Source organism: Gardnerella sp. c23Ub_4 (genome assembly GCF_055804115.1).
In genome coordinates this window covers 13549-35931 of the sequence record NZ_JANUYO010000001.1, presented here as the reverse complement: position 1 = coordinate 35931, position 22383 = coordinate 13549, and the positions used below count along the sequence as shown (strand labels likewise).

At 44.0% G+C, this 22383-nt stretch carries 19 protein-coding genes and 1 tRNA gene; 10 read left to right on the top strand and 10 right to left on the bottom strand.

Annotated elements, in window-relative coordinates:
• Position 1: 1 nt before the first annotated feature.
• Both truA and NYP67_RS00135 read left to right on the top strand, forming a co-directional pair.
• Positions 2-913, top strand: coding sequence for a tRNA pseudouridine(38-40) synthase TruA (gene truA, locus NYP67_RS00140; RefSeq protein ID WP_020759423.1), 912 nt, complete (start codon positions 2-4; stop codon positions 911-913).
• 103 nt (positions 914-1016) lie between these two features.
• A tRNA-Ser gene (locus tag NYP67_RS00135) sits at positions 1017-1102 on the top strand.
• Positions 1103-1469: 367 nt separating this feature from the next.
• Here the strand turns inward: NYP67_RS00135 and NYP67_RS00130 are convergent.
• Positions 1470-2411, bottom strand: coding sequence for a hypothetical protein (locus tag NYP67_RS00130; RefSeq protein WP_473411048.1), 942 nt, complete (start codon positions 2409-2411; stop codon positions 1470-1472).
• 256 nt (positions 2412-2667) lie between these two features.
• Here NYP67_RS00130 and nusA point away from each other — a divergent pair, with 256 nt between their 5' ends.
• From nusA to ribF, 5 genes are all read left to right on the top strand, one after another.
• Positions 2668-3714: a transcription termination factor NusA gene (nusA, locus tag NYP67_RS00125; protein WP_004131711.1), complete on the top strand. Its 1047-nt coding sequence runs from the start codon at positions 2668-2670 to the stop codon at positions 3712-3714.
• Between the two features lie 256 nt (positions 3715-3970).
• A complete protein-coding gene (gene infB, locus NYP67_RS00120) occupies positions 3971-6868 on the top strand; it encodes a translation initiation factor IF-2 (protein ID WP_101889570.1) in 2898 nt (965 codons plus the stop codon).
• A 1-nt stretch (position 6869) separates the two neighbouring features.
• Positions 6870-7430: a 30S ribosome-binding factor RbfA gene (rbfA, locus tag NYP67_RS00115; protein ID WP_020759305.1), complete on the top strand. Its 561-nt coding sequence runs from the start codon at positions 6870-6872 to the stop codon at positions 7428-7430.
• A gap of 8 nt (positions 7431-7438) precedes the next feature.
• Entirely contained in the window at positions 7439-8677 is a 1239-nt protein-coding gene (gene truB, locus NYP67_RS00110) for a tRNA pseudouridine(55) synthase TruB (protein ID WP_473411047.1), read from the top strand.
• A gap of 105 nt (positions 8678-8782) precedes the next feature.
• The gene (gene ribF, locus NYP67_RS00105; protein ID WP_004133428.1) at positions 8783-10090 is read left to right on the top strand and encodes a bifunctional riboflavin kinase/FMN adenylyltransferase; all 1308 of its coding nucleotides are present in this window, start codon (positions 8783-8785) and stop codon (positions 10088-10090) included.
• On the opposite strand, the gene NYP67_RS00100 is transcribed toward ribF, so the two are convergent.
• The 3 genes from NYP67_RS00100 to NYP67_RS00090 all read right to left on the bottom strand — a co-directional run bounded on the left by NYP67_RS00100 (position 10076) and on the right by NYP67_RS00090 (position 12896).
• The gene (locus NYP67_RS00100) at positions 10076-10900 is read right to left on the bottom strand and encodes an amino acid ABC transporter ATP-binding protein (RefSeq protein WP_004133426.1); all 825 of its coding nucleotides are present in this window, start codon (positions 10898-10900) and stop codon (positions 10076-10078) included. The two genes, ribF and NYP67_RS00100, sit on opposite strands and share 15 nt — an antisense overlap.
• Positions 10900-11850: an amino acid ABC transporter permease gene (locus tag NYP67_RS00095; RefSeq protein ID WP_004131717.1), complete on the bottom strand. Its 951-nt coding sequence runs from the start codon at positions 11848-11850 to the stop codon at positions 10900-10902. The genes NYP67_RS00100 and NYP67_RS00095 overlap by 1 nt, the downstream gene beginning before the upstream one ends.
• 176 nt (positions 11851-12026) lie before the next feature.
• Positions 12027-12896: an ABC transporter substrate-binding protein gene (locus tag NYP67_RS00090; protein ID WP_004131718.1), complete on the bottom strand. Its 870-nt coding sequence runs from the start codon at positions 12894-12896 to the stop codon at positions 12027-12029.
• A gap of 396 nt (positions 12897-13292) precedes the next feature.
• On the opposite strand from NYP67_RS00090, the gene NYP67_RS00085 reads away from it, so the two are divergent.
• The gene (locus NYP67_RS00085) at positions 13293-14144 is read left to right on the top strand and encodes a 5'-methylthioadenosine/S-adenosylhomocysteine nucleosidase family protein (RefSeq protein WP_004131719.1); all 852 of its coding nucleotides are present in this window, start codon (positions 13293-13295) and stop codon (positions 14142-14144) included.
• A 22-nt stretch (positions 14145-14166) separates the two neighbouring features.
• On the opposite strand, the gene NYP67_RS00080 is transcribed toward NYP67_RS00085, so the two are convergent.
• From NYP67_RS00080 to radA, 4 genes are all read right to left on the bottom strand, one after another.
• Positions 14167-14712 carry a cupin domain-containing protein gene (locus NYP67_RS00080; RefSeq protein WP_472781576.1) on the bottom strand — a complete coding sequence of 182 codons (546 nt, stop codon included), beginning with the start codon at positions 14710-14712 and terminating at the stop codon, positions 14167-14169.
• A 51-nt stretch (positions 14713-14763) separates the two neighbouring features.
• Positions 14764-16185, bottom strand: a complete 1422-nt coding sequence (locus NYP67_RS00075; protein ID WP_004133421.1) for an amidohydrolase family protein — start codon at positions 16183-16185, stop codon at positions 14764-14766.
• A gap of 91 nt (positions 16186-16276) precedes the next feature.
• Positions 16277-17818 carry an adenosylhomocysteinase gene (locus tag NYP67_RS00070; RefSeq protein WP_050543310.1) on the bottom strand — a complete coding sequence of 514 codons (1542 nt, stop codon included), beginning with the start codon at positions 17816-17818 and terminating at the stop codon, positions 16277-16279.
• A gap of 19 nt (positions 17819-17837) precedes the next feature.
• Positions 17838-19289, bottom strand: coding sequence for a DNA repair protein RadA (radA, locus tag NYP67_RS00065; RefSeq protein WP_004133415.1), 1452 nt, complete (start codon positions 19287-19289; stop codon positions 17838-17840).
• Positions 19290-19380: 91 nt separating this feature from the next.
• On the opposite strand from radA, the gene NYP67_RS00060 reads away from it, so the two are divergent.
• Positions 19381-20013 carry a hypothetical protein gene (locus tag NYP67_RS00060; protein WP_004131724.1) on the top strand — a complete coding sequence of 211 codons (633 nt, stop codon included), beginning with the start codon at positions 19381-19383 and terminating at the stop codon, positions 20011-20013.
• Between the two features lie 170 nt (positions 20014-20183).
• Complete coding sequence (locus tag NYP67_RS00055; protein WP_004268639.1) at positions 20184-20273, top strand: 30S ribosomal protein bS22; 90 nt, start codon at positions 20184-20186, stop codon at positions 20271-20273.
• 199 nt (positions 20274-20472) lie between these two features.
• On the opposite strand, the gene rpiA is transcribed toward NYP67_RS00055, so the two are convergent.
• Together rpiA and NYP67_RS00045 are read right to left on the bottom strand one after the other, a co-directional pair.
• Entirely contained in the window at positions 20473-21171 is a 699-nt protein-coding gene (gene rpiA / locus NYP67_RS00050; protein ID WP_004131725.1) for a ribose-5-phosphate isomerase RpiA, read from the bottom strand.
• Between the two features lie 132 nt (positions 21172-21303).
• On the bottom strand, positions 21304-22338 hold the full coding sequence (locus tag NYP67_RS00045; protein WP_018642970.1) for a ribonuclease H family protein: 1035 nt from the start codon (positions 22336-22338) through the stop codon (positions 21304-21306).
• Positions 22339-22383: the final 45 nt, after the last annotated feature.

Here is a 22383-nt window from a genome sequence, read left to right as displayed (position 1 = left end):
AATGCGTCTTCGTTTGGATTTAGCGTATGATGGCGGCGATTTTTATGGTTGGGCAAAGCAACCTACTTTGCGCACCGTTCAAGGTGTTTTAGAAGACGCATTGCACAAGGTTTTGCGCGTGAATAAAAGCGATGCTAGCGAACCTTTGCGCCTTAGCGTTGCTGGCCGCACAGATACGGGCGTTCACGCATCTTACCAAGTTTGCCATTTAGACGTTTCGGAATCCGTTTTGCAAAATTGCGTCGGTCACACAAATCTGACTCCAGTAAAAGCCTTGGAATATAGGCTTTGTGGCGTTTTGCCTAAAGACATTTCGATTCACAGCGTAAGCATTGCGCCAAGCGGTTTTGATGCGCGTTTTTCTGCGTTGGATCGCACATACGTGTATAGGATTAGTGATGCTGCGAATCGCGCGAATTTGGATCCGCGCATGCGTGGCTTTGTGTTGCAGCTTGACTACGACTTAAACGTTGATGCCATGAATCAGGCGGCGTCTTTGATTGTTGGTTTGCACGATTTTGGCTCTTTTGCGCGGCCAAATCCTGGTGGAACTACGATTCGCTGCGTTAAAAAGGCTGTTTGGAATCGCGTTTGCGTGGGGAGCTGTTTATCTAAATCAACTGGAAAAATTCCTTGCATTGAGAACGGTTTGCTTGAGTTTACTATTGTTGCAGACGCGTTTGCGCATAACATGGTTCGTTCGCTTGTTGGGGCGTGCGTGCAAGTTGGGTGTGCAAAGCGTTCTGTTGATTGGTTCAAAAATAAGATTGAAAATCCGATTCGAGAAGGCTCTACTGGGCCGATTGCAGCTAACGGTTTGACTTTGGAATATGTTGAATACCCTAAAGACGAGGAGCTTGGTGTGCGAGCAAACGCGATTCGTGCTAAGCGCACGATCGAGGAGCTTGGGTGAGTGTCAACGCGCCATGCGTCTTATATATTCTAGGGTTGTTTTACAATTGAAAAGTTGCGTTTCTTTTTGCATTTGCGTTTTGCGTATTTGCGATTGGCGCAAAGGATGAATGTCCGAGCGGTCTAAGGAGCACGCCTCGAAAGCGTGTGAGGGCTACACCCTCCGCGAGTTCAAATCTCGCTTCATCCGCAAGCAGGGTTTCTGGCGATTAGCCAGAAGCCCTTTTTACTTACGCGAGTGATTTCATACTTAATGTTGCGCGAGGTTTGAGTATTTCTCTCCTCGCAAATCCCGTCGCTATGCTCCTCTTTTATTGCTCGTAGAGAAATACATCAAACCTTCTGAATAGCTAGAACTTATGCGTATCTTTAATCACTGCATTTGCGTAGTCCTGTAGTGCGATTGTACCTAAAACACGGCGTGTCGTCATACAATCGCACTACAAAAACACGCAGAACTGTAGTGCGTCTGTATCAAAAAATGCCGAAATTCGGTACAATCACACTACACTCTAAGTGCAAGGCAGGTTTTAGCGCATTACATAAATCGCAGTGGGCTATTGCTCAAAAATCATGGAAGAATCGCTAGGATATCCATAAGCATACGCGCTCATAATATGCGAAATAGCAATGTTTGCAAGAATCTCAATAAACTCTTGATTTGTGTTGCTAGAAAGTGCGCTATGATTTACGCTACCGTCTTTGTTTGTAGGGAAAATAGCTTGATTTAGCGCATCTAGTTCTCCTCGCGCACAATCCATATACGCTATTGCAACTATCGGCAACTCTTTTTCACTCGCTGCGTCTTTTGCAACGCCAGAGTCCAGATTCTTTTGCGGTATTTCGTATACTTTTTGTCGCAAGTCGCTTCCGCTTGAAGCAAAGTGCATAAGCATGTTAGCAATCGTAGCTGTAATATCGCTTTGTCTTAAGGAAACATTATCAACATCTTTTGCAGCTAAAGTTTGTAACATAAAAGCTAGTTTGTCTTGTTCTAATGCCGCTTTTGCAAGTGGGTCGTGATTCCAATACAAGTTACTAGTACTATTTGCAAAGTCATACAATTTTTTGTAAACGCTTGATTCCATTTGATTTGCGATTTTAGGGGCGTTTGCTGCTCCACTTTCGTTGCCTTGACTTAAGTTGGCCAATCTCCAGGTGTTTTGCGCGCTAAAAACAACGCCTTGAGCAAATCGTGCGTTGCATTGTATTGCAACGTTTTTCCAAGAATCCGCAGCATTTTGCAAGTTGTTTCTAGTTACGTTTGCTTCTTGTTGATCTACGATTTTTTGATTGTGCTTTGCGCTTTGTAGAACTTGGTAGCACTCATTATTGCTTTTAGATGAACGAACCGCAGTGTTGTTAACGTTATTAAATTGCCCTGATCCCGAGCAAGCGCTAGAAGCCATTAATACAGCAATAAGTGATGCAAATACTAGAACAAACTTTTTTTTGTGCATTGGAACACCTTTTGCTACGCGTTTGATAATATTTTGCACGCCTTGCAAGGCTTTAGAACAAAACAAAACGTGTCTGCATAATCTACTAAAATAGTCCGTGACTGTGACCAATGTTGGCTTGCTTTGTGTCTAACATTTTATGCTTAACATTTTTAATCATAGTCATAAAATTTTGCGCTTTACATACTTGTTAAAATTAGATTTTAGCGTTTTGTTATGCGTAAAACGTATAAAAGAAGAATAAGTTAATTTTATAAGTGAAAATTTATAAATGAATCACAGGAGGACGTGCACGATGGAATTGGATTTGGCGGGAATGCATCAGCTTGCGGCTCAGCAGGGGATTAATGCCGACGAGCTGGACGAGGCACTCGCCGAGGCTTTGCGTCTTGCATACATGAAGACTTCCCACCCAGCAAGGCATGCTCGAGTTGAGCTAGATGAGCGTGCTGGTTGCTTTACTGTATGGGCACGAGATGAGATTCCAGGTGTTCCTACAGAAGATAATCCTCACCCAGCATTTACTTTGGGCGAGGAGTATGACGATACGCCTAGAGATTTTGGACGTCTTGCTGCAGCAACAGCTCGCCAAGTTATTACTCAACTTTTCCGCAAAGTGGAAGATGACCGCGTATTTGGAGCTTTTTCGGGTCAAAAAGGAAAGCTTATTAACGGCATTGTGCAGCAGGATTCTAAAGATCCTTCTAATATTCACGTTGCTGTTGGAGATGTTGAAGCCATTTTGCCTAGAAGAGAGCAAGTTCCTGGCGAAAGGTATCGTCACGGCGAGCGTATTCGCGTTTATGTTGTAAACGTTGCTCGCGGCTTGCGCGGACCAGAAATAGTTGTTTCTAGGTCTCACCCAGATCTTGTTCGCAGACTTTTTGAGCGAGAAGTTCCAGAACTTGTTTCGGGAGCTGTTTCGATTATGGCAATTGCTCGAGAAGCTGGCGCTCGTACTAAGATTGCTGTTCGCGCTAACACAGATGGCGTTAATCCAAAGGGTGCTTTGATTGGTCCTGGTGGTTCGCGCGTTCGTGCTGTATTGGAAAATCTTGGTCAAGAAAAAATCGATATTGTTGATTGGTCGCAAGATCCAGCACAGTTTGTTTCCGCTGCATTGTCTCCAGCAGTAGTAACTGAAGTTCATGTTGTTAGTGAGAAAAGTCAGACTGCTGTTGCTTTTATTCACGATTCTCAGCTTTCGCTTGCAATTGGCAAGGAGGGACAGAACGCGCGACTTGCAGCAAAGTTGACTGGTTGGAAGATTGGAATTGAGTCTGCGGAAGAGCATGCTAAAAAGCAAGAAGCTATGAACGCTGATTCTAATTCGGCGGAATAAGATTTTTGCTAGTATTTAGCAAACTTGCGACACTCCCGAGAATCCAACGTTTCGAGTAAGCTGAAAGCTGCAATCTGGGCTTATTAGCAGCTTTTTGCCTAGGGAACGAGGTACAAAATCATGGTTGAAATCATGGTTACACGATGAGATATCGCATTATGAGATATCTAAATAAAAAGCATAAGAGTAAGAATCTTATAACAATATAAAGTGGTTGCGTTCGTTTTACGCTGCCACAGACTGAGGAGAACACTGAGTGGTAAAAAAGCGCGTATACGAACTGGCCAAAGAATTTGGTGTAGATAGTAAAACCGTATTGGAACGTTTGAAGAGTATGGGCGAATTCGTAAAGTCCGCTTCTTCAACTGTTGAAGCTCCTGTAGTGCGTCGTCTAAAGACGGAATTTGTGCCTGCGGATTCTGCTGCAAAGAGCGAATCGAAGCCTTCTGCGTCTAAGAATGTTGATCATGCGTCTAATAAATCTGCGGATTCTGCGTCTAATAGCAAGCCAGAATCTCATGGTCAAAATGCAGAAAAGAAGGCTAATCAAAAGCCAGAACAAAAGTCTTTTGCAAAGCAGAATTCTGCGCAAAAAGTGCATGAAAATCACGAATCTAAGACTTCTAATGCGCATGCTGCTAACAATGCAACTCCTAAGCCTTCGGCTGGAAACGCAAAGCCTAATAATGCTTCTAGGTCTGGCGATTCAAAGCGCAACGCAGAAAAGCGCAGTGGTGCAGAATCTAAATCTGCTAAGCAAGAGCGTTCTGCGCAAATGCCTCCACGCCCTAGACCACACCAAGGCTCTGGCTCGGGAGCCGCTCCTCGTCCAGGAAACAATCCGTTTAGTCGAAAGCAGGGTATGCGCGCGCCAACACCTGGAGACATTCCACGCCCACATCCAATGTCGCGGCCAGGCGCTGCTGCAGAGAATGCTCGTGGCTCAAAACCAGGATCTGGTAATGGTAATGGCGGCAACGGCGGTGGTCGTGGTCGCGGTGGTCGCGGCGGAAACCGTCAAGGCGGCGGCAATGGCAATGGTGGTAACGGAGCAAATCGTTCCCAATGGCAAGGCTCGCATCGTTCAGGCGGCGGCAATGGTGGCGCAGGATCGCGCCCATCGGCAGAGTCGCGCTTTAACGCAAACCAAGCTGCAAGCTTCCAAGCAGCGGCTGCAGGTGCTCCAAACGCAGGCCCATCCAGGGGTGGTCGTGGTCGCGCAGGAGCTGCAGGTGCATTCGGTCGCCAAGGTGGAAAGTCCTCTAAGGCTCGCAAGAATCGTCTTGCAAAGCGCAGGGAATACGAAGAGCTTAAAGCACCAGTTATTGGCGGCGTGCGTATTCCTTCGGGTAACGGCGCTACGATTCGCCTTCGTCAGGGAGCAACGCTTTCGGATTTGGCAGAAAAGATTGATGTAAATCCAGCAGCTTTGGTTACTGTTTTGTTCCATCTTGGAGAGATGGCAACAGCTACGCAGTCTTTGGATGAAACAACATTCCAGATTCTTGGCGAAGAAATCGGCTGGAATATTAGCCTTGTTTCTGCAGAAGAGGAAGATAAAGAGCTTCTTCAGCAGTTCGATATTGACTTAGACGAAGAAGAGCTTCAAGAAGACGATAATCTTGTAACTCGCCCTCCAGTTGTTACTGTTATGGGCCACGTTGATCACGGTAAAACTCGCTTGCTCGATACAATCCGTAAGTCGAATGTTGTAGCGCGCGAAGCTGGCGGCATTACGCAGCGCATCGGCGCTTACCAAGTTACAGTCACCTTAGACGGCGACAAGCGCAAGATTACGTTCTTGGATACACCAGGCCACGAAGCGTTTACAGCTATGCGTGCTCGTGGTGCGGAGCTTACAGACGTTGCAATTCTTGTTGTTGCAGCAGACGACGGCGTTATGCCTCAGACTGTTGAAGCAATCAACCACGCACAGGCTGCTCACGTGCCTATTGTTGTTGCAGTAAACAAGATTGATGTTGCTGGAGCAAACCCAGATAAGGTGCGCGGTCAGCTTACAGAGTACGGTCTTGTGCCAGAAGAATACGGCGGCGACACCATGTTTGTGAATATTTCCGCAAAGCAGGGGACCAACGTAGATAAGCTTCTTGAGGCTGTTCTTTTGACTACAGATGCGGAGCTTGATCCTAAGGCGAATCCAAACATGGACGCTCGTGGCGCAACTGTTGAAGCTCGCTTGGATAAGGGTCGCGGTGCTGTTGCAACCGTTCTTGTTCAGCAAGGTACGCTTAAAGTCGGAGATTCCATTGTTGCAGGCACGTCTTATGGTCGCGTTCGCGCAATGCTCGACGAAAATGGCAACCACTTGCAAGAGGCAGGTCCTTCCACTCCAGTTCAGGTGCTTGGTTTGACTTCTGTTCCAACTGCAGGCGACTTGTTCTTGGTTACTTCCGACGATCGTTCTGCTCGTCAAATTGCCGAAAAGCGCCAGGCTACAGAACGTGCGGCTCAGCTTGCAAAGCGTCGTAAGGTTGTGTCTCTTGAAAGCCTTAAGGAACAGTTTGCTAAGTCCGAAGTGGATATGCTTAACATTGTTATTAAGGGTGATTCTTCTGGCTCCGTTGAAGCTTTGGAAGACTCCTTAATGAAGATTGAGGTTTCCGACGAAGTTGGAATTCAGGTTATTCACCGCGGCGTTGGCGCGATTACTCAAAACGATGTGAACCTTGCAACAGTTGATAAGGCCGTTATTATTGGCTTCAACGTGCGTCCAAATCGCCAGGTTGCAGACTTGGCAGATCGCGAAGGCGTGGAAGTTAAGTACTACTCTGTTATTTACAAGGCAATCGAAGATATTGAAGCTGCTTTGAAGGGTATGCTTAAGCCAGAGTTTGAAGAGGTTGTTACATCTCATTCCGAGATTCGCGAAATCTTCCGCTCGTCCAAGTTTGGCAATATTGCTGGCGTTATGGTTCAAGATGGTGAGGTTAAGCGCGGAACCAAGTGCCGTATTTTGCGTAACGGTGTTGCAACTGTTAACGATCTTGAAATCTCCACTTTGCGTAGGTTTAAGGATGATGTGCAATCCGTTAGTGAAGGCTACGAGGCAGGCATTAACCTTGGAAGCTTTAACGACATTGAGCTTGGCGACGTAATCGAAACCTTTGAAATGAAGCAGATCGAGCGCAAATAATATGGCTGGAACAAACCCTAGAGCCGCGCGAATTGCGGCTTTGATTCACAGAGTGATTGCGTCCAATATGGAATCGCATTTGCACGATAAGCGACTTGCTAACGTAACGATTACAGAAGTGAGAGTTACTAACGATTTGCAAATAGCTAAAGTGTATTGGACGCAGCTTGGTACTGCTGGAAAAGAGCAGGGCGAGCGTATGCGCGCAAACCAGGCTTTGCAGCAGGCTAAGGGTCGTTTGCGCACTTTAGTTGGAGCTAAAGCAGGCTTGCGATTAACGCCTCAAATCCAATTTGTTTACGATGAAGTTCCTAGCGAAGCTCACGAGATTGAAGACATTTTGGTTGCGGCTCGCAAGCGTGACGAGGAGCTAGCTAAAGCGCGAGAAACAGCGCAATATGCTGGGGAAGCGGATCCGTATAAAAAGCCTCGTGAAGATGAGGATTTTGACGACGATGAATTTGGCGAAGACGACGACTTTGAAGAGGACGACTTTGCTGATTCTAGCGACTCTGCGGATTCTGGCGACTTTGATAGCGATGTAAATAGCGATCGATTTTAGCGAGGGCAATGAGTAGTCCTGAATTACCATCTTCTGGCATTTTGCTAGTAGATAAGCCAAAAGGCGTTACCAGTCACGATGTTGTATCTTTTGCACGCGGACTGTTGCACACTAAACGAGTGGGTCATGCTGGCACTCTTGACCCAATGGCAACGGGCTTGCTGATTCTTGGCTTTGGTAACGCCACGCGCTTGCTCAACTATTTGCTTGGTCACAATAAAACGTACGAAGCTGTGATTCGTCTTGGCGAGTCAACCAATACAGACGACGCGGATGGAAATATTATTGCAAGCGCTAAGAGCGAAAATACTATTCTAAGCTCTTCAAATAATGCAAATATTGATGAAATTCTTAAAGAATTGCGCGTTGTAATCAAAAAGAATTTTACTGGCTCGATTATGCAAACGCCAACATCTTTTTCTGCTATAAAAGTAAACGGCGTTCGCGCTTACGACTTAGCGCGTGAAGGTAAAGATGTTCATTTAGAGCCTAGAGAAGTTTTTATTTACGATTTTTCTTTGCTAGATGCGCATTTTAGTGTGGGCGTAAGCGGCGCAAAGGTTATTGATGTACGCGCAAGCGTTTCTTGCTCTAGTGGCACATATATTCGCGCTCTAGCTCGCGATTTGGGGCGTATTCTTGGAGTTGGAGGACACTTAGTGAGCCTTAGAAGAACGCGTATTGGCGATTTTTCTATAGAAGATAGTCGCGTACTTAAGCTTAAAAGTGTTATTCGCACATTTACAAACAAAAATGGAGTGACTCAAACTCGCGCGAAGGCTGTTTTAGACGATTCATACTATTCACAAGGTTCATGCGAATCGCAAGCTGCTGGCGATTCGTCGGTTGCTGGCGATTCGCCATCTGCTTTGCCAGCCTCGTCGCCTCTAGAAAACACTCTTAATCAACGCTTGCTAAGCATGTTTGAATCTGCAAAATTAACAATGCAAACAGTAGAAGTAAGTGAAAATCAAGCTAAAGACTTGCGATTTGGCAGAAAAATCACGATTTCTGCTATTAGTGCAAAAAACGCTACAAAAAACGCTACAAAAAACGCGATTGCATACGTAAAAGCCACAAAAGATGAGCAAAACGACGTTGTTGCAGTTCTGGAAACCGCTGAAAAATCGCAAGCAACCGCAAGCTCAAGCAGCACGCTGTTTAAATCTCAAGAAAAAATAGAAAAAATCGAAAAAAATACAAATCAAATAGAAGCTAAACCAATTGTAGTATTTGTACAAAGCTAGTTTGCTGGTAAAATAGATATTAGTGTGAAAATGGGGTTGCGGCAAAGTGGCGTCTAAAATAAAGCGATACCAATATTTGCAGCTCTTGCGAACAGTAAGGATATAATGAAGGTCATCGACATTCGACCAGATGCCAACGGTATGATTAGTTGGCCAACGTTGAGCGCTCAACGTAAGTCAGTTGTTACAATAGGCGTATTTGACGGAATGCATCTTGGGCATCGTAAAGTTATTGAGCGAACAGTGGAGATTGCGCGTAAAAACAATGCGTTCTCGGTTGTTATAATGTTTGATCCTCGTCCAAGCGTTGTGCACGAAAATCCAGATTTATTCGACGATTTTGGCGATGACGCGCAAATTCCAGTAGATTCGCAAGCTCTAACAAGCGTTCGCCAGCGGCTTAGGGTTTTACAGCAGTTAGACGTTGATCACGTTATTATAGTTCGATATAGCCTTGCTTTTGCGGCAAAATCGTACAGATTCTTCCTTGGGCAGCTGGTTGGTAAGCTAGGTATGCGCGCGCTTGTTTTGGGGTCGGATGCAGCTTTGGGCGCTAAAAGAGCTGGAAACGTTCATGCTATTAAAGAGCTTGCGCAAGCTACAGGCGTTTTTAATCTTGTTGTTGTAGATGATTTTGGGCCGGGAGACGTTCGCGTTCCAGACCCGATTGTTCCAGAGGTTCCTTTAGAAGGCGGAGAGCCAAAAGATCCTGCAAGTAGCATGAATAAGGCGGAATATCGTGCTTGGAGCAAGGGCATGCCGAATAAAAAGGTTCGTGCTTGGAGCTCTACAAATGTGCGATGGATGCTTGCAAATGGCAGGGTTCGAGATGCTGGAGATATTCTTGGACAGCCGCATAGAGTAGAAGGCATTGTTGTTCACGGAGCTGGTCGCGGCCATCAAATTGGATTCCCAACTGTGAATCTTGGTGAGCGAATTGACGGATATATTCCTGTTGATGGTGTGTATGCTGGTTGGATTATTGATTTAGATGCAGACGAGCAAAATGGCGCTTCTTCTGGCAGAAACATTCCTAGCGTAGGTGTTTTGCGTAAAGATGAGCTTCATCTTGGATCGCATTCGCCTTGGCGTTGGGCTGCTGCAATTTCAGTTGGCACTAATCCTACTTTTGAAGATGACGCAGCAAATCGCGCGGATGCTTACGACGATACTCTAGAAGAGCAATCGTCTAATGCATATAATCCGTCTGATTCTTCTAATGCATCTAATACGTCTAATCGAACTGTTGAAGCATATGCATTAACAGATAAGATTCAAGACTTGTACGGGCATAGGGTTTGCATTGAGTTTGCGCGCTTCTTGCGCCCTCAGCAAGCATTTGACTCGCAAGAGCAGCTTAAAGACGCTATTAGCAAAGACGTTGAGCAAACGCGCGCGCTAGTGTCGGAATGATTTAAAGAAGTTTTGCGTTTCTGGGTCGCTGCAAGCGTCCATAACTTCGTACGGCGTGCCGTTTTCTGCAACAACGCCGTTTCTAAGCAAAACTACTCTGTCGGCAGCTTCGTGAGCAAAATGCATCTCGTGAGTGGCCATTAAAATGGTTGTTCCTTGCTGCTTTAGCTCTGCAACCATGTCTAGAACTTCGCCAACAAGCATTGGGTCTAGCGCGGAAGTAATCTCGTCTAGAAGCAGAAGTTGTGGGCTTGTCATAAGCGCGCGAGCAATCGCCACTCGCTGCTGCTGTCCGCCCGAAAGCTGATCTGGGTAGGATTTTGCTTTATTTTCTAGCTTAATCCTAGATAGAAGCTCCATTGCGCGGCTTTCTGCGCGATCTTTGCTCCAATGATGAACTTTTCGCGCAGCAAGAGTTACGTTATCTAAAACACTCATATGCGTAAAAAGATTGAATTGCTGGAACACAACTCCGATTTGAGATCTAATTTGATCTTGATTTATGCGTGGGTCTGTAATATCTGTGTTTCCAAGCCAAACTTGACCGTCGTCTACTCGCTCAAGCAAATTAATGCACTTCATAAGAGTAGATTTGCCACTTCCAGAAGGCCCTAAAAGAGCCACCACTTCGTGAGGCGCAATATCAAAAGAAATACCTTTAAGAACAGGCGTTGAGTTATACGATTTTCGAATATTGCTTAAGCGCAAAACTGGGGTTGAATCCGTGTTATCGCTTGCATTTGTTTGATTGCTTGTGTTTGTGTAATCACTCATTTGTTGATTTACCTTTTGATTTGTTACGTTACTCATCACACAGTTCCTCCGTTTAGCTCGCGCTTGCGAAGTCTTGCTGTATACCAATCGTTTAGAACAATAAACGGAATGCTTAGCGCTATAAACACAACGCTTGCTACAACGTATGGAGTGAAGTTATAAGAAGTTGCAACAGATATTTGAGCGGCTCGAACAGCGTCTACAGCGCCCAAAACCGATATAAGTCCTGCATCTTTTTGCATAGATATAAAGTCGTTCATTAATGCAGGAGCCACTTTTCTTAAGCCAAGAGGAATTACCACTAATCGCACAGTTTGACCAGATGTTAAGCCAAGAGACCTTGCAGATGCTCGCATAGAAGGGTGTACGTCTTCAAATCCTGCGCGCAATACCTCTCCAACGTATGCTGAGTAGCTCATAACAATGGCGATTGTGCCGAGTATTGCTGGTGGAATGCGCCCAAAAAGCTGTAATCCTGGTATGCCAAAGCCGATTAAGTAAAGCACAACAAGCATTGGTATGCCGCGCATAATAGTTGTGTAGAATTGCGCTATAGCGCGCAATGGAAAAAGCATTGGGCTTACGCTTGTGCGAATAACTGCGATTAAAGTTCCAAGTATTGCAACTCCTATTACAGCAAACACAAGCACTTGCAAATTAAGCATTAAGCCTTGCAAAACAGATGGCAAAGATAGCATAAAGTATTTGCCAGAAAAGAACGTTTCGCGCACTCTTGGCCAACCAGGGCTCATTGCAAGCGCCGCAATGCACACGCCAAGCAATACTAAAGTGCTTATTATGCTTGTTAAAACAGATTTAAGATTCTGTTTTTTGCGTATTGCTCTGCGCTCAAGCTCGATATTGCTTAAAGCGCACGTTCCTTCATCTAATGCCGTATTAGCGCTAGATAGTGACGACGCATTAGTGAGTAACTTATTTGATTCGTTGCTTGCAGAATCTGTTGTACTGCCGTTAAGTACTGTCATTGGCGGTAGCCTGAGCCTTTCGACATAATGAATGATACGCACTATTGTAAGCACTTTTATGTGACGATTGGGTTACAAATTGCTTACAATAATGCGTATTGGTAATGACGTTGGTACGATTTTTATTTATTTTGATCTATTTTTAATCTATTTTGTTTGATTTAATTTAGATCAATTTACTTAAGAACTGGCACATCAGTTGTGTACTCTGCAAGCCACTTTTCTTGAAGCTTCTTCAAAGTGCCATCTTTTTCTAGAGCATTCACAGCCTTAGTAACGTCTGCAGTAAGCTTAGATCCTTTTGGAAGAACAAGGCCAGTTCCTTCCTTATCTTCCGATCCTGCAATCTGTCCAAGAACAACACCATCCTTAACTTGCTTACTGCGAACAATGTTCACAGAAGATGGAGTATCTATAACAAGTGCGTCGATTTGCTTAGAGTCAAGAGCCTGAACCAAAGCGTCGTTATCGTTAAAGGTTTGAATATCGCTCTTAATCTTGTCTTTAGCAAAGCTGTAGCTTGTTGTTCCAACCATTGCGCCAATCTGCGCGGTTTTAAGATCTGCTAAAGTCTTTGCGTTAGCAAACTTGCTGTCTTTTTTAACAACAACGCCTTGAGTTGCGTTGTAGTAGCTTGGCGAAAAGTCTACTGCCTTCTTGCGTTCCTCGGTAATAGAGAACTGCTGAAGGTTAAAATCAAAGTCCTTTGGGCCTGGAGTTACTGCGGAGTCGAAGGTTGTGCGAACCCACTTAACCTTGTCTTTGCCGTAGCCAAGTTTCTTTGCAACAGCGTATGCTACTGCGGATTCGTATCCCTTGCCGTTTTCTGGCTTGTTATCGTACATCCAAGGTGTGTAAGTTGGCTGAGCTGTGCCGATTGTCAAAACGCCTGGAGTGATCGTCTTTTGATTTGGATCTTGTGCGTTTTGGCTTCCGCATGCCGCTGTGCTAACCATTGATGCAACGGCTAATGCTGCTGCAGCGATTTTAGTAGCTGCGATTGCTACGCGGTTAGTGTGCAAGTTGTTATGTACGAAAATAGCCATTTTTTCTCCTTGTTTTTGCTAAAACCTTAAATTTTTTCGCTTATTCGTTTTTTAAGCGATTTAAGTAGGTTTTGCGGCCGTACATTTGATAGTTTATAAGACGATAGATGCATTTAAGGCTTAATTGTTACAGAATTGTTATCGTGATTGTTTATAACGTGCTATATTTTGTTGATTTAATGGCGTAAATTTGCTCTACTTATGTTCAATTTTGTAAATGTTAAGTAACGGTTACAATCGGTGTGTTGCGGCGTGTTGTGTTGTTGCAGCGTGTCTTTACGATTTTAGAATCATAAGTATTTGACTGTATTTGGTTGTATTTGATTATGTTTGACTATATTTGATTTTGTTAGATTTTATTAGATTAGACTTATCGAACTTATTTTAGGGGAGACTATGCAAAAGGAATTTTCAATCGGTAATTCTGGCGATTTTAGTAATCTTTCAAAACTTGCGATTATAGTGGCACTTCAAAAAGAAGCTCAGCCTATTTTGCAAGCGTTTAGTGGCGAATATAAGTCTTGGCAAGATTACGGTGTTACTTTTATTCAAGGTAAAATCGCGTCTAATAACAAATGCAATAAAGCAGTTCTTACAATATGCATTGCTGGAATGGGAAAGTGTGCTGCAGCTGCAGCAGCTCAGGCTCTTATAATCGAAGCTAAGCCACAAGTGTTGATTTTTAGCGGAATCGCAGGCGCATTAAATCCGCGTCTTAATGTTGGAGACATTGTTATAGGCAAGAATCTTCACTATCTAGAAACAAATACACAAATTATTGCAGATTGTGCTCCATACAAAGAAGTTTTTGAATCGGACTCAAAGTTATGCGATTTAGCGGCAAATCAAGCGAAGTTATTAGGCTTTAGGCTTGAAAAGTCTTTGCAAGAATCATCTTCGGCTGCTTGCGATTTTTCCGCGGAATCTAAGCAAAGCGCGTCTAATAAGAGCGAAAATGGCGTTGCATACGTTTGCGGAAACATAGCAACAAGCGACCAATTTAACACAGATCCAAAGGTTCTAGATGCAGTTCGCGAAGAGGTTTTTGGCGATTGCGAAGAGATGGAAGGCGCTGCAGTAGCGCATATTGCAGCTAAAAATAGCGTGCCGTTCCTTGCGATTCGCGCAATGAGTAATCGTTGCGGAGAATCTTACGAATCGCTTGATGCGCATAAAGACGATTTAGTTCTTGCTGCAAATCGCGCTGGAAGCTTGACTTTGAGCGTTTTGAACGCGCTTGTTAAATAGCTTACGCCTTCAAAGTAGCATACTAGTTTTTAGACGCTAAATTAAATCCGCTAAAAGTAAAGCCAGGGCTTACAACGCAAGACACCAATACATCTGCGTTGCTAGGTACAGTTCGCTGCCATGTTCCAGCAGGAATCACAAGATGACCGCGCGTAAGTAAATCGTTACCATCTTTAGTGTTTCCCAGAGTAAAACGTTGCAAATCAGCCTCTGCGCAAGGATTTTGGCTGCATCCGCCAAGTTCAATCGTAAGATTTGCTGGGCCATGCCAAAACCAAATCTCGTCTGCATCAACTTTATGCCACGCGCTTGAATCGCCAGCTGGTAAAAGAAAATAAATAAGCGATGCTAGTGGTCTTGGAGCGCTGGCTGCGGAGTTTTCGTCAACTTGTGTATTAGTCGCGTTTGCGCTCGCGTCTGCGCTCGCGTCTGTGCTGTTATTTGCGCTATATAACTGTGCTGCTTGCCAATCGCGAGCGTACCATCCGCCTTCTGGGTGTGCTTCTAAGTGCAATTCTTTAACAAGATTTTTTGCGTAATCGCTCATATCTTCTAATTTAATGCTCATAATATCTCCTGATATTTTCTGATTTATTTTGCGAGACTTATTAGTCAAGACTTATTGCGCAAAAGCGCCATTATTGTACACAAGATTTCCAGATATTACAGTTGCTTTTGCGCTTCCTGCGCCGTGACGAACAAAATTGTGCAAAGTCTCTTCAACTCCTTGCGGCGAGCTTGTGTCTGTTGGAATGTTAAAGAACGCCAGGTCTGCTGTTGCACCAGCATTAATTTGGCCAATTCTGTGCGGCCCTACGTGCAAGCCCATAACGCTTGCGCCGCCTAAAGTAAGCATGCGGATAATTCGATGTGTTAAATCATCTTTTCTATATCCTTGTGCTGTTGCTAGGTCGTAGATTTTTGCAGCATCGTCTAAAACGTCTAAAGATGGGGAAGAAGATAGGGAATCTGTACCAATTGCAAGTAAGTTTCCTTCTTCCATGTAATCGCGAATCGGCGCGTCTCGCTCTGTAACAGTAATGCGATTGGACCTTGGGCAAAGTGCCACTCCAACTCCGCGCTGGCGTAAAATCCTGCGGTCTTCGCCGTCCGCCCAAACGCCGTGCGCAATATGCACGTCTGGCCCTAAAGATCCAAGCTGATCCAAAAACTGAATTGCAGATGCAGTCATTCCGTGCGATTTAAGTTCGCTATAGCTTTCCCAAACATTGCTATTCCAATCTGGTGCAGAATACGTAGTTAGCGTATCTGCGTGATTTCCAGCTTCCATTGGTGTTTCCGCTAAGTGTATGTGCAAGCGCATGTTTAGCTGGCGCGCAATGTCTGGCAAATCCACAAACGGCTCTGTTTCTAGACTATAAGGCGCATGTGGGCTAATACCTATGCTCGGTATGCTGCCGTTGTGCATCATTTGCCCAAGCATTTCTAGCAGCTTAGCGTAGCCTTCTTCCTTCCAATCAACGTTTTTCCAGCCCATTACCTCCCAATAGGCAATTCCGTGCATTCCCTGGCTTGCAAGCGCTCCAACCGCTTCAATATCGGTTACAATATCGGCAGCTGCGCTAGTGCCAGCTTCCACCATCATTCTTGCGCCTTGGTATGCAGAAGTCTTCCAAGTTGTTAGCGATGGATTTTTTTGTTTATCTTCTTGCAACTTGTCGTAAACAACGTTAAATCCTTGCTCCCAATCGTGGAAATTTCTATATTCTCCGCGTCCTACGCTTGCCATATTTGTGTATTGCAAATGCGTATGTGCGTTTATAAGACCTGGTGTCATAAGGCCGTGCCAATGTTTCTCATTTCTAAACATTTGCATATAAGAATCGCTTGGCATCTCGTCTTTTAGAATATTAAGAACCCATTGACGTGTTCCAACGTGAACAACGTGTCCGTTAGATACAGCAACGGCACCTTCGGGGATTATTGGCCCCGTTACTGGAATAACCATTGATGCACTGTATAGTGTGACTTCGCTAAGTGGTGTTGGGTGTGCAAGTTTGCGTATTGGGTCTGTAAGCATTGTGTTCCTTAAGGAATTACGTTGTACTACTTTTTGCTTTATTTATTCTATTATTGCTTAGATTTATTATGATTTGGTTAATTGATTTATGCTAACTATTTGCTTCTTCCGCAAATCGCGTTAAATCCCACTTGTAGCCGTTGTTTTTATTGGATTCGCTTGCGCTATATCCGCGTTTTGCTAGTGCGATTCTTGCTATTTGATTATCGGAGCTTTCTGGCAATTGGTAGATTCCAGAATCAAGGCGATTATCGTTATTTTTATTGCCATTTTTATTGCCGTCTTTATTGCCATTGTGCTCTAGCAAATACGCAACCGCGCTTACTTGAACAGCAAAACTAAAGTCCATAATCTCAATAGGATTTCCGCCGCCTGTAGTGTAATTTGTGCCGTCTCCTTCGCTTATTAGCGTAATTTGAGGACCGCGCGGAACTTGGATTTTTCTTTGTGCTGTTCCAACAACTGGCTTAAAATCAGGGATTTCGTCTAGTGCAATCTCGTTTGCAATTCCACCAATAACAGCCAAAATTGCGTTTTCTTGCATGTTTTGCATATTTTGCAATGTAATAGTGTGACGAACTCCAGTCGCAGAAACAATTATATTGCTTTCTTTAACAGCGCATTCAAGATTTTTAGCTTCAAATCCGTCGAAAACTGCGCGTAAGGATTGAACAGGATTTGTATCGCAAATCGTAACTTTTGCACCCAATGCGCGTATTCTTAATGCAAATCCGCGGCCAACTGGTCCATATCCAACAACAGTTACTTTAGCGTTTTCAAAGCATTCGCTTCCAAGAATTTGTTGCATTGTTGTAACGCATGTTTCGCCAGTTCCATGACGATTGTCAAAATCGGTTTTTAGAGCGCTATTATTTACTGCGATTACGGGGTAGTGCAAGTGCCCAGCTTTTTGCATTGCTTCAAAAGCGCGCACTCCACTTGTTGTTTCTTCGGCAACGCCTATTAGATTTGCTGCGATTTGTGGGCGTTCTAGGCTTGCTAGTCGCGCAAAACTTGCACCATCGTCGATTATTATGTCTGGCTGTATTTCGTCTAGAAGTTTTAGAGCGCCTTCGTGCGTTTGCTCGGGAGACCAATCGCGGTTTGCTTGCACTAAAATGCCCTCTTTTTTAAGTTGATCTGCCACTCTCTGGTCGGTTTCGTCTGGGCCGCAAAATACGCCAACAATCGCTCCGTGAGCGTGTAGCTCCCTTAGCAGCACGGCTGTTTTTGGCTCTAAAACAAGGCAAACAGCTATTCTAACGCCTTCTAAATTAAGACCGTTTTCTTGTAAATTGTTAAGTAGCGTGCGCATTACTGGCATGTGGCTTTGCGCGTAGTCAATGGCATCTTTTCCGCTTAAATTAGGTGCGTCTACGGTGGTCTCTAGGTTTTTTGCGCATATTTTTACGCAAAAATCAGCATCTTCCTTAGAATTTACGGGAATTATTCCCCAGGATTGCGCGTTTTGCAGGAATTTTTGCACATTGCTATTGTTGCCGTTGTTGCCGCTGTTGATGTTATTGCTGTTGTTGTTTTCTTTATTTTCATCTTCGATAAACACTCGTGAACCTGCAAGCGAGCGATTAGTTTTTTGCGAAGTAAACGAAGCCCATTTACTAAAGTCAACCATATTAATCTCCATTAATCTCCTACAATCCCAGCGCTTTCAACGCTTCTTTAAGATTATTTACTTCAACTACATCAATTCCTGCAACGTGAATCTTTTTTTGCAAATGGCAAACAATCGCACGTTTATAGCCAATTCTTGCAGCTTCTTTAAGTCTAGTTTCCATTCTAGAAGCCGATCGAACTTGGCCAGTCAAGCTAATCTCGCCAATTGCGCATGTAAAAGGCAAAACTGGCTTATTTTTTGCAGCGCTTGCAAGAGATGCAACTATTGCTAAATCGCAAGAAGGCTCTTTTGCCTTAGCGCCAGCAATCGTAGAGACGTAAATGTCTTTAGCAAGAAGATTCAATCCGCCATGCCTATACAAAACAGCTGTAAGCATAGCGATTCTGTTTGCATCTACTCCCGAAACCGCACGTCTAGGAGCAGGTAGAACAGAGTCTGTAACAAGCGCTTGAACCTCAATAGCAAGGCTTCGATTGCCCTCTAAAGTAAGCGTTACGCATGTGCCTTCGTTTTTGCAATCCTCGTTAGAAGACAAAAACAGTCCAGAAGGGTCGGGGACTTCTTCAATTCCACATCCACTCATATCGAAGCATCCAACTTCGTCTGTAGGTCCAAAACGATTTTTAACAGCGCGAAGCATGCGCAATGCAGTTTGACTATCTCCTTCAAATTGGCAAACTGTGTCTACAAGATGCTCAAGCGTGCGCGGGCCTGCAATCGAGCCGTCTTTTGTAACGTGACCAACTAAAAGCACTGGAATATTACAAGTTTTAGCAACGTCAATAAGCGCGCTAGCTACTTCTCTAACTTGAGTGGAGCCTCCTGTAATGCCATCAACATCGCTAGAAACAATAGTTTGTGCTGAATCAACAATTGCAAGTGTTGGCTTATACTTTTCGATTAATGCTAAAGCTGTGTTTAAGTCTGTTGTAGAAGCAAGAAGAAGATTTTGACTTATAGCGTTTATGCGTGACGCGCGCAATTTTACTTGCGACTTTGATTCTTCGCCAGAAATATATAAGACTAAATTTGTTGCAGACTCGTTGCTTTGAGTGGATTCGCCGCCATTTTTAGCTACTTTTCCAGCGGTTTCTAAAAGCAGAGTAGACTTTCCGATTCCTGGCTCGCCTGCTATAAGCGTTACGGACCCTGGAACAAGCCCTCCTCCTAAAACGCGGTCAAATTCGCTAAATCCCGTGTGTATTCTAATTCCATTATCTGCTTGAATGCTGCTAATCGGCTGTGCGTCTACGCTGGAATCGATGTTTAACGCAGCAATCGCGTTAGCTTTTGCGCTTCTTGAATTTCTAGACGATCTTAAAGCTTTAGAAACGCCACTTTGCAACTTTGGCTCGCTAAACTCGCTTAGTGTACCCCATTCGCCGCATTCTGGGCAGCGGCCGTACCATTTTGACCCACTCCAACCACATTCGGAGCACAAGTAATAAGTAGAAGATTTTGCAGCCATGATTTGACGCTAGCTGCATTTATAGACATTTTGCCGTCATACTTTTGTGAGATAATCCAAGTATGTTTAACAGTGTTATGTGGGGTAAAAAATGAATTCTTATACAAATAATTCTTCTACTTCTTCGCAAGGATTTTCTGCGTCTCATAACAATTTACGAAAAGTGCTTATTGTTGCATTAATAGTTGTTGTTTTGGCAATTGTTTCCGCGTTTGTTTGGCCAGGTTGGGCGTTAAATCACCAGCAAAATGCGCAATCTGCTAAAACGCATGTGCCTTCTGCAAAAACGCCATCTATTAAGGCTAAAGATTTGCCTAGCACTTCTACTGCTCTGTTAAAAGCTATGCCAGATACTGTTCTTGATTTTGCTCGTGTTGATGCTTCTGCTAGTGCAAAATGGTCTTCGGCTTCTCCTTTAGAAGAATACACAGTTAAGTATTCAACAGGAGAATCTGGAAGCGATGTTTCGCTTGTTGTTGCTCAATGGAGCAGTCGCGACCTAGCGAATAAGCAATATGAGCTTTTGCTAGATGGATTAAGTGGGGTAGATGTTGCTTCTGGAAAAATTCAAGTTTCTGGGAAAACCACTGGCAGCTATGTGTTAAAGACTGAGTCGGGCAATAAAGCTAAAGCTAGTGCCATTTGGCAAAACGACACAGCTGTGTTTGAGTTAACTGGATCAAAGCAATCTGTTGAAAGATTCTATAAGCAATTCCCAATGTAAACTTTGCAAAATATAAGCTGTTTTGTATGTGTTTTGTATGTGTTTAACGTATGGTTTTGCGCATGTTTTGCATGTGTTTTTGTAAAACTTTGCTTTAGGATTTTCCAAAGTCGTCAAAACGGTGTAACATTAGGCAAGTTGCACACTTTACATATGAATGGAGGCTTCAGATGGGTTCTGTCATCAAGAAGCGCCGCAAGCGGATGAGCAAGAAGAAGCACCGCAAACTGCTGCGTAAGACTCGTCATCAGCGTAAGTAATGCTGTTTGGCGCGCCTGCCCGTTTGGGCACGTAACACTTTTGAAAGCGTTGGATTTTCCAGCGCTTTTTTATTTCGATTGACTTATTGCGATTGAAGATTGTAAAAAATTTCCCGAAAACGTATGCAAATTAACTAATTTTACATACATTCTCGGGAAATGATTGGTTAAATATTAGATTATGACTGGATTATGCAGCTTACTTATTTGGATTTGTAAGCGTGCGAGGACCGTTTGGATCTCCAACAATCACAGTATCAACCATGTTCAAGAACAGGCCGTGTTCAACAACGCCAACAGTTTCAATCAAGTCTTTAGCAAGCTCTTGTGGGTGGTCAATGCGCTCCAAATGCAAGTCAACAACAAAGTTGTTCTCGTCTGTGCGCACTTCTTTGCCGTTTGCATCCAAGCGCAAAACTGGCTTGTATCCGCGCTTCTCGAACTTGCGAATCACTTGAGCAGAACCAAATGGAATCACTTCAACAGGCAGTGGGAACTTGCCGATTGTGTCTACAACCTTGCTTGCGTCTACAATCCACACAATGCGATCGGAGTTGATTGCAACAATCTTTTCCCAAAGAAGAGCCGCGCCGCCGCCCTTAATGCCGTTAAAGTTCTTATCAACTTCGTCTGATCCGTCAATCGTAACGTCAATATGGTCAACATCGTTAATGTCAAGAATCTTAATGCCGTAGCCTTCTGCCTGCTCTTGCGTGCGGCGAGAAGTTGTAACTCCAGTAAAGCTTAAGCCTTCTTCCTTAACTCTGCGACCAAGCTCGTCTACCAAGAATCGCACTGTAGAGCCAGTTCCAAGTCCAACCATCATGCCATTTTGTACGATTTTTGCGGCCTCAATGCCAGCTGCTTTCTTTAGCGCGTCTTGTTGTGCTTTATCCATGTGTGCCTACTTTCTTGCTTTTGCAGGTTGTTACCGCGCTGTTTTGCGCGATTATGTGCGATTTTTAGTGATTGCTAATCGCATCTGTTTCATACATATTACATATTAGTCTGCTTTAAGAATTTTGTTCTGTTATTTCTTAGCATTTGTTTGCATATAAAATTCAGTTGGTTCTAAGTTAAAAGTGCCATCTGGCATAACGTATCCGCTTAACTGTATTGTGCCTGTTATAAATCGTGGATTTCCGTTAAAACTTGGGCTTGTGTTTGGAGCAGGCGTAAATTGCAATGTTCCGCATACGCGCAATCCTGGAACTGCTTTATATTTTTGCTCTGATTTATTTTGGGATTCGCTATTTTTGGATTCGTTATTTTCATGCGAATCTTCATCGGCTTTCGATTCATCATTTGCTGGCGATTCATCATTTGTATTAATGATTTGCGTAGATGAGTCGCAAGCAGCGTTGTTATTTGCGTATTTAGTGGTATCGCTAAATGTTTCACGCTCTGTTTCACGCGTATTATTGCCATTAAAATCAGGATTAATATCTTCTCCAACGCATCTGCCAATGTGGTATTCGCTACTAGAAATTTTTCCATCCAATAGCATTTTTGCGTCTTGCGGAACGTCAACGCCATCTGAATATGAGGAAGAAATCAACGATTTCCACCCTTCTAGTGGCAAATATCCATCCTTCAATTTGCTGCGGCAATCTTCGGCATAAGTTCTAGCAAGCTCGTCAACTTTCTCGTTTCCAGCGTTTCCAGCATGACCCTTAACCCAAACGAACTTAACGGAGCCTTTGCGCTTGCAAATCTCCGAATCGATTGCGCGAATAAGTTCTGCATTTTTTACAGGCTCTTTTTTGGAGTTTTTCCAACCGTTCTTTTTCCAACCATGAATCCAAGTTGTTGCACAATTAATCGCATATTGCGAGTCGCTTTCGATTGTTAAAGGCTCGCTTCCAGGATGTGCTCGCAAAGCTTCTAGAACTGCGCATAATTCGCCTATTTGATTCGTGCCGTTAGTAGCTCCGCCTGCATCCGCGTTACCAGTGTGATTGTGCTCGTGAGCGTTGCCCGCTTCGTCTATGTGGTCTGCCCAAGCCCAGCCCATTGATCCGTTTGGATTTCCTAGAGCAGATCCGTCTGTAGAAACAACAATCATTGCAAAACCTTTCAAAAATGCGCTGGCAGCATCAGCAACCAGCGC